Here is a 12933-nt window from a genome sequence, read left to right as displayed (position 1 = left end):
ACGCTGTCAGTCATGGCCGACCGGACCCAGAGGTCGATCATCGTCGATGCCCCGTCGGATCGCGTGATGGCCGTTATCTCCGATCTGCCGTCGTATCCGGAATGGGTGGCGGCGGCACGATCGGTGGAGGTACTCGAGAGCTACCCCGACGGACGGGCCCGCACCGCGCGATTCGTGCTGGACGCGGGCGTCGTCAAGGACACCTACGTGCTGTCCTACACCTGGCGCGCGGACGGGCGGGCGGTGAGCTGGCAACTGGTCAGTGGTGAGCTGCAGAAGGCGCAGGACGGCACCTACGAGCTGATCGACCAGGCCGACGGCACCACACAGGTGGTGTACGAGCTGACCGTGGACCTCACCATTCCGATGATCGGAATGTTCAAGCGCAAGGCCGAGAAGGTGATCACCGATACGGCCCTCAAGGAACTCAAGAAACGGGTCGAAGGCTGACCCCGGCCGCGCCGCGCGGTCGTGCCGCCACGACCCGCCTGGAACTGATCATCGGCAAGGGCGGCGTCGGTAAGACGACGCTGGCCTGCGCGTCCGCGATCGCCGCGGTGCAGGCCGGGCAGCGGGTGCTGGTCGCCTCCGTCGATCAGGCCCACTCTCTCGGTGACGTATGGGGAGTGCGGATCGACCACGATCCGGGGACCATCGCCGGAATCGTCGGTGTCGCACCGGATCTGGATGTCATCGAGATCGACTCGCTGGCGCTGTTGGAGGACCGGTACCGCGATGTGACCCGGACGCTGTCGGGCGCCGGACACGACCACGGCATCGATGTCACCGCACTCGATCCCGCCGAGCTCACCGGGCTGCCGGGAGTGCAGGAACTGCTGGCGCTGACCGAGATCGCGCAGTTCGCCGACGCGGACGACTGGGATCTGATCGTCGTGGACTGCCCGCCCTCGGCGGATATGCTGCGCATCGTGACCGCGCCGGACACGTTGCTCGGTTATCTGGAACGGGTGTGGCCCGCGCATGCCCGGGTCCTGAGCGCTACCGGCGGCGATGTGCGCCGGGCGGTGCTGGCAGCCACCACCGAGCGGATCGCGGCCGCGGTGACCGCGGTCCGGGACCTGCTGGCGGATCCGCGACGCACCGGCACCCGGCTGATCACCGGCCCGGAACGGGTGGCGCTGGCCGAAGCGGCGCGGATGCACTCGGCGGCCGCGCTGCTGGGACTGCGGCTCGACGAAGTGGTGGTGAACAAGGTGCTGGCACCGGTGCCGCCGGCCGCGGAGACCGGCATACCGCATCCGGCCGTGCAGTGGTATCTCCGGCAGCGCGCCGAGCAGCTCGAGGTGATCACCGAACTGCGTGCGCGCATGCCGGGCGTACCGGTGACCATCGCCCACCACACCGGACCGGAGCCGGTGGGCCGGCGGGCGCTGGCGGAACTGGCGCAGGGGTTGTCCGTTCGTGGCAACCCGGCGGACGGGGCGTCAGACCCTATGCTGGGCGCGACGACCCCGGAGCCGGGGGACGCGGCCGGGGAACCACAGGTGCGCTGGGAGTCGGGCACCGGTCTGGAATCGGTATACACGCTGCGGATGCGCCTGCCGGTGGTCGATCCGGGCACGGTGCGACTGGGACGAGTGGAGGACGATGTGATCGTGGGAGCGGACGGTGTCCGCCGGCGGCTACGCCTGGCGCCGGTATTGCGGCGATGCACCGTCGAGGGCGCCGAACTCGACGGTGAGCATCTGGTCGTGCGCTTCCGTCCGGATCCGGAGGTCTGGCCCCGATGACCCGAGCCCACCCACACGAGGACACCTTCGACGAGTTCGCGCTGGAACTGCGTGCGCTGGCCGAAACCCTGCTGGAGCGGATCGAGCCCACCTTGCGCCGGGCCGCGGCCGACGGCCGGGAATGGGATGCCTGCAGCTGGTGCCCGGTCTGCGCGGCAGCGGCCCTGGTCCGCGGTGAACATCACGAGGTACTCACCGCGGTGGCCGATCACGGCACGGCGATCGTGACGGTGCTGCGTGAGGCGCTGGCCGGGGTTCCGGTCGAACCACTGATCCCGGACGACCCGGCGGACCCGGCCGGCTCGGCGAATCCGGACGAGACGGCCGGGCCCGCGTCCCGGGGGACCGGCGCCCCGGATCACGCGGCATCGAACTCCGAGGCGAATTCCCGCGCGGCGGACGCGGGCCCGATCGCGCCGGACCCGACGCCGGCCACGGATACGGCCGATGCCGGTGACGATGCGCGCATGACCGGGACGCGGGCGCGCGCGGCGGAGGGCCCGGGCAGGCACCGATCGAAACATGCCGGGCGGGACCGGGATCCGGTTCCGGAGCGTCCCGGATACGTTCCCATCCGGGTGCGGATCCGGAAATGAGCGGCGACTCCGGCCGTACCGATCCGTTGACCGTCGGCATCGACGTCGGCGGTACCAACATTCGTGCCTCGGTGGTCGACGGGACCGGTGCGGTGCTGGACACCGTGCAGGCGCCGACCCCGCATTCCGCCCCGGCGCTCGAGGACGGCCTCGACCGTGCGGTACGGGAATTGTGTGCCCGCCACGATATCGGCGCGGTGGGATTGGCGGTCGCGGGATTCGTCGACGAGACCCGCTCGTCGGTGCGTTTCGCGCCGCATCTGCCGTGGGAGGACACCGCGGTCGCCGGCCGGCTCACCGAACGGCTGGGGCTGCCGGTGATCCTGGAACACGACGCCAACGCCGCCATGTGGGCGGAATACCAATTCGGTGCGGCCGCGGGCGCGCACAACGGCGTGCTCGTCGCGATCGGAACCGGAATCGGTGCGGCGCTGCTGGTGGAGGGCCGGCTCTATCGCGGGAGTTACGGTGTCGCACCGGAACTCGGTCACCTCCAGGTGGTGCCCGGCGGCCGCGTGTGCCCGTGCGGTAAGCGCGGCTGCTGGGAACGGTATTGCAGCGGCACGGCGCTGGTGGATACCGCGATCGAGATGCTGGCTACCGACCCGATGCCCTCGACGATTCTGGCGCGCGAGGTGAGCGAGGACCCCGGTGCGCTGACCGGGCGCCGGGTCGCGGGCGCGGCACAGGACGGCGATCCGGTCGCCTTGCACGTGATGGCCGATTTCGCCCGCTGGCTCGGGCTGGGCCTGGCGTTCGTGAGCGATATCTTCGATCCCGACCTGATCGTCGTCGCGGGTGGGGTGAGTTCTTCGGCGCCGTTGTTCCTCGACGACGCGCGCGAGCACTACGCCGCCGCGATCACCGGTGGCCGCCATCGCCCCCTGGCTCGCCTGCGCACCACCCAGCTGGGGGAGGCGGCGGGCATGATCGGGGCGGCCGAACTCGCGCGCGCCGCCCTGGAGTCCGGGGTCGGCCGATGGCAGCCCGGAGGTGCGCGGGGTACCGAACCGGCGACAGCGGAAAGGGCGCACACCGCGGCGGGTCGTGAGTAGAACAAACCATTGCGGCGAGACGCGGGTACGCCGCGTGACAGGGTGGGAACGGCCGGTGTTCCGGTCGGTTTTCGCCCGGAGAACGGTCGTTATGTATCGGATTTCACCGTGTGCGTTGCATCGATGTGAAATACCCGGTGTGGGCTTGGTCGCAACAGATCGGCGGCGGTAGAGTCGGGGCGACGGTGGTGCCTGCGACGAGGCCGGTCCCGTTCGAATATTCACAGGGAAAGGACGCAATGTTCTACTGGCTGCTCAAATTCGTGCTGGTCGGACCCTTGATGCATATCTACAACCGTCCCAAGGTCGAAGGTGTGGAAAATATTCCGGCCGAGGGTGCGGTGATCCTCGCCGGCAATCATCTGTCGTTCACCGACTGGTTGTTCACGCCACTGCTGAGTCCGCGTCGCATCACTTATCTGGCCAAGGCCGAATATTTCACCACCCCCGGCCTCAAGGGCCGGCTGCAGAAATTCTTCTTCTCGGGCACCGGTCAGTATCCGATCGACCGCAGTGGTGCCAGCGCCGCCGAGGCCGCCCTCAACACCGCGCGCAAGCTGCTGGGGCAGGGACGCATGGTGGGGCTGTACCCGGAGGGCACGCGCTCACCGGACGGCCGGTTGTACAAGGGTAAGACCGGGGTGGCACGCCTCGCCCTGGAGACCGGTGTCCCGGTGATCCCGGTGGCGCTGATCGGTACCGACGAGGTGTGCCCGCCCGGTCCGTTCCGGTGGCGCCGCCGCCGCGTCACCGTGAAATTCGGTGCGCCGATCGACTTCTCCCGTTACGAGGGGATGGGCGGTAACCGGTTCGTCGAGCGCGCGGTCACCGACGAGATCATGTACGAGCTGATGCAGATGTCGGGCCAGGAGTATGTCGATGTCTACGCCGCGAGCCTGAAGAAGAGCGCGCCCGCCGCCGAGCGTCCCGATGCGGAGCGGATTCCGGAGACCCTGGCGAGCTGACCGGACACGTCGCAGACAGCGGTGGCCCCGGCACGGATCCCGTGCCGGGGTCACCGCTGTTCGTACCGGGTGCCGCCGGTCAGTGCCGCCGAATCGGCGCCCCGCTGCGCCGGAACGCCTCGATCGCCTCGTATTTGGCCAGGTTGTGCCGCGCATCGGCGAGGGCATCGTGGGCATCGGCGGGGACCGGCGGCAGTTCCGGGCGCCCGTACTGATCCCACAGCTGCCGCAATTCGTTCGTGTAGCGCGGCAGTGCCGCCGGCAGATCCACCATCGATCCCCACAGCTGACACAGTGCGACGTGGTCGTAGGCGCCCACCCACGCCCACAGCTCCGGCCGGATCGCGGGTCGTGGTACCAGGAACTGATAGAGGTCGTCACGAATGCGCTGCCGGCTGCGCCACAGCGGCGATGCGGGGGAGGGGAGTTTCGGCAGCACATTGCGCCGCACCCACTGTCCCGCCCGCTCCGGGTCGAATTCTGTTGAGACCGCGTAGTATTCCCGACCGTCCTCGCAGACCACGGCGATCGAGATCAGTTCGATCGTGGTGCCGTCCTCGATGAATTCGCAGTCGTAAAAATATTTCAAGCGGAATTACCCTTCCCGATATCGCGGGCCTGCCCGCCCGCGGCGGTATCCGGCCGAGGAGCCCGACCCGGCCCGACGCTCGAGGTTACGGCCCTCGATATCGGCGCGGAGTCCGCGCCCCCACCCTCCGGGTTGCCTGCCGGTTTCTCGCGGTCCGTATTCTGATCTGGTGAACTGGACCGTCGACGTACCGATCGATCGTTTGCCGGAACTCCCTCCGTTGCCCGCCGAGCTCCGTCGGCGCCTCGACGCCGCGCTGGCCCGGCCCGCTCTGCAACAGCCCTCGTGGGATCCCGAGCAGGCCGCCACCATGCGCACGGTGTTGGAGAGCGTGCCGCCGCTGTGCGTGCCGGCTGAGATCGAGGAGCTGCGGCTGCGGCTGGCCGAGGTCGCACGCGGGGAAGCCTTCCTGATGCAGGGTGGTGACTGCGCGGAGACCTTCGCCGACAACACCGAACCGCATATCCGCGGCAACATCCGCACGTTGCTGCAGATGGCCGTGGTGCTCACCTACGGTGCCAGCCTGCCGGTGGTCAAGGTTGCCCGGATCGCGGGGCAGTACGCGAAGCCACGTTCGTCCGACGTCGATGCGCTGGGACTGAAGTCCTATCGCGGCGATATGGTCAACTCCCTGGTCGCCGAGGCCGGCGTGCGTGAGCACGATCCGTCGCGGCTGGTGCGTGCCTACGCCAATGCCAGCGCGGCGATGAACCTGGTGCGGGCCCTGACCAGTGCCGGGATGGCCGATCTGCACAAGGTGCACGACTGGAATCGCGATTTCGTCACCAAATCGCCCGCCGGTGCCCGCTACGAGCAGATGGCGTCGGAGATCGACCGCGGTCTGGCGTTCATGAATGCTTGCCGGGTGCAGGATCCGAGCCTGCAGTCGGCGAAGATCTACTGCAGTCACGAGGCACTGGTCCTCGACTACGAGCGGGCCATGCTGCGGCTGGCCGAGAACGCCGCGGGTGACCCGGTGCTCTACGACCTGTCCGCGCATTTCCTGTGGATCGGTGAGCGCACCCGTCAGCTCGACGGTGCCCACATCGCCTTCGCGGAACTGCTGGCCAACCCGATCGGTATCAAGATCGGCCCGACCACCACGCCGGACCAGGCAGTGGAGTACGTCGAGCGGCTCGATCCGAACAACGAGCCCGGCCGGTTGACGCTGGTGGCCCGGATGAGCAACAACAAGGTGCGTGACGTCCTGCCGCCGATCATCGAGAAGGTGCAGGCGACCGGGCATCAGGTCATCTGGCAGTGCGACCCGATGCACGGCAACACCCACGAGTCCTCCACCGGGTACAAGACGCGGCACTTCGACCGCATCGTCGACGAGGTGCAGGGCTTCTTCGAGGTGCACCATGCGCTGGGAACCCATCCCGGTGGTCTGCACATCGAGCTCACCGGTGAGGACGTCACCGAATGCCTCGGTGGCGCCCAGGACATCTCCGACCTGGACCTCGAGGACCGCTACGAGACGGCCTGCGATCCGCGGCTGAACACCCAGCAGTCGCTGGAACTGTCCTTCCTGGTCGCCGAGATGCTGCGGTGACGGATCGGCTGTAGTGGACGTCGTATTTCGTAATGACGAGGGGCCCTGGAACGGCGGCGGCGATGCCGGCGCGCGTCGGGACGTCCCGGCCAGTGCGCAGAGCGCCACGAGTATCGGTGGCGCCGACCGCATCATCCTGCGGTTGCTGGTCGACCGCGACCGCGACGGATTGCCGTCGGAGGTGGTGCTGCGCGACGGGAGCCGGTTGCTGATCTTCAACATCAGCTGGGGCTACGAGTTCGCCTGGGATTTCGAGGTGTCGCGGGGGTACGCGCCCGCGGCCGCTGCGGCCCAGATCACCACGAATATCAGCCCCAGCGTGGGCGGGGTGCCGGTGGATGTGTTCACCACCGCGACCGTGGTGGCGGTCAACGATCCCGAGACCGGTGAGCCGCTGCTGGCGGTGGGCTGACGCACCCGGCCGCCGTCCGGGGCGATCGTTATGTCTTGTCGGGTGTGATCGTTATGCCTTCGAGAGAGTTAACTGATGGGTTGCTGAAAGTCGTTACCTGTACTACGTTCCAGGCAGTGGGACTGCAGCGGCAACAGGCTGTGCGGGACGTGTTCGGAGAGGATCGCCATGCAGCGCATTTCGGTAGCCAAGGGATTGCATACGAACACAGGCCTTCCGTCCGGTAGTCGGCTCACCCCGAGTAAACCCCCGGCCGTTCTCGCCGAACACGCCCTGGTGGTCGACGGGGTACCGGTGACCGTCATGATCGAGCGCCCGGAGGTCGATCGGGCGGGTATCGCCTGGCGCTGCCGGCTGCGGGTGGTCCGCGGTAACGGTCGGCTCGAACAGTCCCAGGTGGTGGGCGGTAGCGCCGGTGCCGTGCTGCAGCAGGCGCTCGACCTGGCCGGTGAACGGCTGGGAGTCAGCGAGGAAGTACTGCTGGGCGGCGCCGACGTGGGCGGAATCCTGGGCTGAGACTCGCTCGGACGACCTCCGGGCGGAGTGGGCCGGTCAGAACGGCAGCACGGTCAGGGTGACCGTGGCACCGGGCGCCACATGGGAGCCTGCGTACGGTGACTGCATCCGGACCGTGCCGCGGTCACCGCTGAAGACCTGGGTGAGCTCGACCTTCAGGCCCATGCCTTCGAGCTGGCTGCGAGCCGAGACCGCGTTCTTACCGGTCACATCCGGAAGCTCGACGGCGTTGGACAGGATCAGCGTCACCGACGAGCCGGACAGCGCGTTGCTGCCGGCGGCCGGATCCGTCGCCGAGACCTGACCGGACTTGATCTTGGAGTCGAACTCCTCGCGAGTCCCGGACACACTGATTCCGGCCTGACGTAACAGGGACGTCGCCTCGTCGACCGTCTTACCGCGCACATCGGGGATCCGGACCGGCTTGGAGCCGCTGCTGCGGTACACCGTCACCTGCCCGCCGGTGGGCAGTACGGTTCCGGGCTCGGGGTCCAGGGCGGCCACCGAGCCCTCCGGCGCGGTACTGGGCTGCTCGCCACCGTCCACCGGAGTGAGACCCGCATCGCGGATGAGCTGGTTCACCGCCTTCGTGTCCTGGCCCGGCTGGAATTGCGGTACCGCCGGCTTCCCGCTCGACACCAGCACCGCGACCGTCGAACCCTTCACCACCTTGGCGCCCGCGGAGGGATCTGTGCCCACCACCCCGCCCTCGGGAATGATGTCGGAGGCCCTGTCCCGCAGCGTCGTCTCGAATCCGGCCCCCTCCAGCTTCGTGGTGGCCTGTTCGGTGGTCATTCCCGCGATCGGCGGCACCGAGGAATATCGGCCCACCCCCAGCCACCAGCCGCCGATGCCCAGCAGCAGGGCGAGGACCACGACCACCGCGACCCAGATCAGCACCTGGCGCCGGGATCTGTGCCGGTCCGCGGAGAAATCCTGACGATAGGGCGGCTGCGGGGGCTGCCGTCGCGGATCGGGTTCGGGATCGGGCGCTGGGTGCGCTGCGGTCATGACGCGGGTTCCGCCCGGTTCGGCGGCCATCCGGGTGGTCGCCTCGGTGACGCCGGGACCGACCGGGGCCGGCGGTTGCGCGATCCGATACCGGGAAGACAGATGCTCGGCCGACTCCCGAGGGGCCGGCACCCGGTAACCGGGCAGTTGCAGCACCGCGGCGATACGGTTCAGTTCCGCCGCCATCTCGGTGGCGTCGGCGAACCGGTGCGCGGGCTCGCGGGCAGTGGCCCGGGCGACCAATTCGTCGAACTCCGGCGGGATGCCCTCGATGAACCGGCTCGGGCTCGGCACATCCTTCTCCACCCGCTGGTAGGCGATCGACAACGAGGTATCCCCGGTGAACGGCGCCTGCCCGGTGAGCAGTTCGAAGATCAGAATGCCGAAGGAGTACACATCGCTGCGGGCATCGGCACTTCCGGAGGTGACCTGTTCGGGTGACAGATACGCCGCGGTGCCGAGGATCACGCTGGCCGAGGTCATATTCGAACCCGCCACCGCACGGACCAGGCCGAAATCGGCGATCTTCACATCGCCGGCATCGGAGATCAAGACGTTCTCGGGCTTGATATCGCGGTGCACCAGGCCCGCGGCATGGGCGACGCCGATCGCGCTCAGCACCGGTTCGGCCACCGCGCGCACCGCATGCGGCGGCATCGGGCCGCGCTCCCGCAGCAGTTCCCGCAGCGTGCCGCCCTCGACCAATTCCATGATCAGGAACGGATGCTCGCCGTCGATGCCCTGGTCGTAGACCGCCACCAGTGACGGGTGCTTCAGCTTGGCGACCGAGCGCGCCTCGAATTCGAAGCGGGTGAGAAATTGCGGGTCACCGGCGAACTTCGGATCCATCACCTTGATCGCCACGGGGCGGTCCAGTCTGGTGTCGACTCCCCGGAACACCATCGACATCCCACCGCGCGCGATCGGCGCATCGATGCGGTAGCGCCCGTCCAGCATCTGGCCGATCAACTGCAATCCTTTCGAGATCCACTCATGTCACCGCCCCCGAGACGGCACCACCGATCGTATAGGCGCGCACCGTCAACCCGCTTATGACGTCCTTACCCTGGCGTGGAACGCAGGCGTACGCCGTATCCGGAGGGCGACGGACTACCGTTGCGTGGGTGAGTGCATTTCCCTGCAGCAACGATGTCGTTCCCGAGTCGGTCACCCTGCTCCCGTTGCCGGATGTGGCCGACCAGCTCGGTATCGCCGTGACCAGAGTGCATCAGATGCTGCGCGACCACCAGTTGATCGCGATTCGCCGAGCCGGTATCGCCGGAATTCCCGCGGATTTCTTCGACTCCTCGGGCGCGGTGGTCAAAACTCTGCCCGGCCTCATCACGGTGATGCGCGATTCGAAGTATTCCGACGAGGAAATCCTCGAGTGGATCTACGCCGAGGACGACTCGCTGCCCGGCCGGCCCATCGACGCCATCCACGGTCACCTGGCCCGCGAAGTGGTCCGCCGCGCCGCCGCCGAACCGTTCTGAGGCCGCCCCCGCCGCGACGACCGCCAGGGAGATGTTGCGAGGCGCCCGGCGTGTGATCAGGCTCGACGCAACTCGGAGCAGGCCTGGGCGGCCGCGACCAGTAACCGGCGCCGGCGCGGAACTCGCGCGCGGCGGTCGAATACCGCATAACCGCTGCGTTCGATCTCGGTGAGAATGTCCGCGTACAGCACTGCCGCGGTGCGGATAGCCGGTCGAACCCGCGGCTGCAGCAGGCCGATGCCGGCGTCGGCGCTGCGATAGAGCGCGCGGTTGGTGGCGATCAGATGCGCGAGGGCGCGTCGCACCCGGGCCTCGGTGCGCCTGGTCCGCCGGCAGTACGCCAGCAGTTCCTCGTCCACCCCGAAGGCCGCGAGTTCGTCGGCCGGTAGGTAGATCCGCCCCCGGTCGAGATCCTCGGCGACATCGCGCAGGAAATTGGTGAGCTGGAAGGCCTCACCGAGGGCTGCCGCCGCGGGTTCGGCCTCGGCGATCGGAACGACGGTGCCGAGTACCGGCAACAGTTGCAGGCCGATCACCGCGGCCGAGCCGTGCATGTACTCCCGCAGCTGCGCCATATCGGCGTACCGGTCGCGAAATTCCGGTCCGCCGGGCACATCCATGCGCATCGCATGCAGGAACGCCCAGAAGTGCTCGGGCGCGATCCGGTAGCGGGCCACGGTATCGGCCAGCGCTGTCAGTACCGGGTCGCTGACAGCGTGGCGGGCGGGTGCCGTTCGAATGCCCGATCCGGTCTCGGCCTCGGCACCGGAACAGTCGTCGGCACCGCACCGGCTCGAGCCGGGAACACCGGCGAACGCGTCACGCACCTGCTGTTCGATGGCGTCGAGCCGGGCCCGCACCGGGGCCGGCCCGGCGAGTGCGTCGAGTACCCCGACAGCGCCCGCCGCCGGTGCGCCGCGGCCCACGGCTGCCACTGCGCCGGCGCCCGATCCCACTGCGACAGCACCCGGCACCGGTCCGACAGCGCGGGACGCGACTGTGACGGCACCCGTCGGCACGCCGTGGATCACCGGTCTTGCGCCGGCGGCGGATGCCCGTCGCCGGCCCGGGGCGCCGCGATCGCCGGCCCGGTCCACGAGGTCCTCGGCATGATCCACGATGTCGTCGACGGTCCGCGCGAAGGCGTACAGCGCGTGCACCGCGGTCCGGCGCGGCGGGGACAGCAGGCGGGTGGCGAGGTAGTAGGTGCGGCCGTGTGCTGCGGCAATCGCCTGGCAGTGCCGGTATGCGGCGGCTGATTCGGCGGTGGTGCCGCGGGTCCTCATGGTCTGGTTCTGGCCGCGTCGGTTCGGTTTCTGGCCGAATCGGCACGTAACCGCAGCGGATCCACCTTGCGCAGGGACAACGCCGCCACCACTGCGACGAAGGTCGCCGCCGCGACATGCCAGATGTTGTAGAGACCGATGGAACCGCCCGGCTGGAAGACCAGCATCAGCCAGGTACACAACCCCACCAGCACCATGAGTGTGGTGGTGGACATGGCGAAGCCGGCGGCCAGCGCCAGCGGCCACGAGTAGTACCAGGGCAGCGCGGCCGGGGAGAGGATCACGATCGCGACGAAGGCGATGAGGATGCCCATCACGGCCGCACGTTCGGTCTTCTTGTACTTCCACCAGGTCCACACCAGGATCACCATCAGTGCCACACCGCACAGACCGCGGGTCCACTCCAGCACCGAACCCAGATTCAGTGGTGTGACCCAGGTGGTGATGTGTGCCATCACCGTCGGCAGCGACAACCAGTTGATGATCTTCTTCGAACCGGACAGCGCGGTCAGCCAGCCGATGCCGACACCGGCAGCGGCCGTGGCGGCCACGAATACCACCGCGAACACCGATACGCCGAGACTGCCGATCTTGAGGAAGGTGCGGACCGGATGCGGCAGCGGGCCCTCGTTCTCGGCGGCCCGCCGTTCGCGCTCGTGAATCATCCAGATCCACACCAGGAACGGCAGTGCCACACCGGCAGTGGCCTTGATCGCCACACCGATCGCCACCACCACGATGCCGGCCACGTGATGGCGCTCCAGGACCAGGGCGATACCGGCCGCCATCAGGCCGACCATCAGTACTTCGTTGTGCACGCCGCCGATCAGATGGATCAGCACCAGTGGATTGAGCACGGCCAGCCAGAGCGCGACGGTGGGCTTACCGCCGAGATGTTTGGTCATGTACGGCACGGCCCACATCATCAGCGCGAGCCCGGGCAGCATGACCAGGCGCAGGGCGATGGTTCCGGCCACGACGTTGTCACCGGTGACGCTGGTGATCGCCCGGCCCATGAGCAGGAACAGCGGACCGTAGGGCGCGGTCGTCGTGGTCCAGACCGGGCTGACATTGTCCAGCAGCACACCGGGATTGACGACCGGGCCGACGCTGTAGGGGTCGAAACCGTCGCGCAGCAGGGCGCCCTGGGCCAGATACGAGTACGCGTCCTGGCTGAACATCGGTACCGAGAACAGCAGCGGCAGTACCCACAGCCCGACGATGACGCGTAACTCGTTGAGTGTGACGGTGCTCGCGGGGCGATCGGCGCGGGCGGAACCGAAGCCGATGGTGATGCGCCCCAGCCGGACCCAGGCGATGATCATCGCCAGGACACCCAGCCACACCACGATGGTGGCCAGCGCGTAGCCGTGGCCGAAGCGCAGCCAGGACAGGTGTGCGGCTTCCAGGAGTGGATCGTTGCGTCGCACCGCGCCGGCGCCGAGACCGCCGAAGGTGATCATGAACGCGCCCCAGAAACCGAGCAGTGCGGCATGGCCTTCGGGGCTGCGGAAGAAGTCCCCGGCCCACCGAACCCACCAGCGCGCGGTGTGCGCGGCCGGGCCGGGCTCCGGCGTGCCGGTAGCTGGTGGCGAGGTAACCGCGGTGCTCACAGACGCTGTCACAGGTGCGATGTCCATATCGGGGGTCGGCATGGTTCGTCTTCCCCCCGGGAATGTCGGTGCGGTGCGGAGCGCCGCAAGG

The 12933-nt window shown here is 68.5% G+C and carries 13 protein-coding genes; 9 read left to right on the top strand and 4 right to left on the bottom strand.

Going from position 1 to position 12933, the window contains the following annotated elements; genetic code table 11:
- The first annotated feature begins 12 nt into the window (after window positions 1-12).
- The 5 genes from NV2_RS00135 to NV2_RS00115 all read left to right on the top strand — a co-directional run bounded on the left by NV2_RS00135 (window position 13) and on the right by NV2_RS00115 (window position 4367).
- Window positions 13-450: an SRPBCC family protein gene (locus tag NV2_RS00135; protein WP_067867366.1), complete on the top strand. Its 438-nt coding sequence runs from the start codon at window positions 13-15 to the stop codon at window positions 448-450.
- Complete coding sequence (locus NV2_RS00130; protein WP_281198514.1) at window positions 447-1751, top strand: ArsA family ATPase; 1305 nt, start codon at window positions 447-449, stop codon at window positions 1749-1751. Before NV2_RS00135 ends, NV2_RS00130 begins: the two co-directional genes overlap by 4 nt.
- Window positions 1748-2347 carry a hypothetical protein gene (locus tag NV2_RS31865; RefSeq protein WP_174550533.1) on the top strand — a complete coding sequence of 200 codons (600 nt, stop codon included), beginning with the start codon at window positions 1748-1750 and terminating at the stop codon, window positions 2345-2347. Before NV2_RS00130 ends, NV2_RS31865 begins: the two co-directional genes overlap by 4 nt.
- Entirely contained in the window at window positions 2344-3402 is a 1059-nt protein-coding gene (locus NV2_RS00120) for an ROK family protein (protein WP_067867361.1), read from the top strand. The genes NV2_RS31865 and NV2_RS00120 overlap by 4 nt, the downstream gene beginning before the upstream one ends.
- A gap of 239 nt (window positions 3403-3641) precedes the next feature.
- The gene (locus NV2_RS00115) at window positions 3642-4367 is read left to right on the top strand and encodes a lysophospholipid acyltransferase family protein (protein ID WP_067867358.1); all 726 of its coding nucleotides are present in this window, start codon (window positions 3642-3644) and stop codon (window positions 4365-4367) included.
- A gap of 79 nt (window positions 4368-4446) precedes the next feature.
- On the opposite strand, the gene NV2_RS00110 is transcribed toward NV2_RS00115, so the two are convergent.
- Window positions 4447-4956, bottom strand: a complete 510-nt coding sequence (locus tag NV2_RS00110) for a polyadenylate-specific 3'-exoribonuclease AS (RefSeq protein WP_067867355.1) — start codon at window positions 4954-4956, stop codon at window positions 4447-4449.
- Between the two features lie 169 nt (window positions 4957-5125).
- Here NV2_RS00110 and NV2_RS00105 point away from each other — a divergent pair, with 169 nt between their 5' ends.
- From NV2_RS00105 to NV2_RS00095, 3 genes are all read left to right on the top strand, one after another.
- Window positions 5126-6511: a class II 3-deoxy-7-phosphoheptulonate synthase gene (locus tag NV2_RS00105; protein ID WP_067867352.1), complete on the top strand. Its 1386-nt coding sequence runs from the start codon at window positions 5126-5128 to the stop codon at window positions 6509-6511.
- Between the two features lie 13 nt (window positions 6512-6524).
- The gene (locus tag NV2_RS00100) at window positions 6525-6923 is read left to right on the top strand and encodes a hypothetical protein (RefSeq protein ID WP_067867349.1); all 399 of its coding nucleotides are present in this window, start codon (window positions 6525-6527) and stop codon (window positions 6921-6923) included.
- A gap of 168 nt (window positions 6924-7091) precedes the next feature.
- Complete coding sequence (locus NV2_RS00095) at window positions 7092-7439, top strand: hypothetical protein (RefSeq protein ID WP_245662371.1); 348 nt, start codon at window positions 7092-7094, stop codon at window positions 7437-7439.
- A gap of 36 nt (window positions 7440-7475) precedes the next feature.
- On the opposite strand, the gene pknB is transcribed toward NV2_RS00095, so the two are convergent.
- Complete coding sequence (gene pknB, locus NV2_RS00090) at window positions 7476-9407, bottom strand: Stk1 family PASTA domain-containing Ser/Thr kinase (RefSeq protein ID WP_067868986.1); 1932 nt, start codon at window positions 9405-9407, stop codon at window positions 7476-7478.
- A 167-nt stretch (window positions 9408-9574) separates the two neighbouring features.
- On the opposite strand from pknB, the gene NV2_RS00085 reads away from it, so the two are divergent.
- Complete coding sequence (locus NV2_RS00085; RefSeq protein ID WP_067867346.1) at window positions 9575-9943, top strand: Rv2175c family DNA-binding protein; 369 nt, start codon at window positions 9575-9577, stop codon at window positions 9941-9943.
- A gap of 56 nt (window positions 9944-9999) precedes the next feature.
- Here NV2_RS00085 and NV2_RS00080 read toward each other — a convergent pair whose 3' ends face one another.
- A complete protein-coding gene (locus NV2_RS00080) occupies window positions 10000-11229 on the bottom strand; it encodes a phytoene/squalene synthase family protein (RefSeq protein WP_067867343.1) in 1230 nt (409 codons plus the stop codon).
- Window positions 11226-12869: an alpha-(1->6)-mannopyranosyltransferase A gene (locus NV2_RS00075; protein WP_084473795.1), complete on the bottom strand. Its 1644-nt coding sequence runs from the start codon at window positions 12867-12869 to the stop codon at window positions 11226-11228. Before NV2_RS00075 ends, NV2_RS00080 begins: the two co-directional genes overlap by 4 nt.
- Window positions 12870-12933: the final 64 nt, after the last annotated feature.

This window comes from Nocardia vermiculata NBRC 100427 (assembly GCF_001613265.1).
Taxonomy (GTDB): domain Bacteria; phylum Actinomycetota; class Actinomycetes; order Mycobacteriales; family Mycobacteriaceae; genus Nocardia; species Nocardia vermiculata.
The sequence above is the reverse complement of the archived record's forward strand: the minus strand, read 5'-3'. Positions and strand labels throughout refer to the sequence as shown.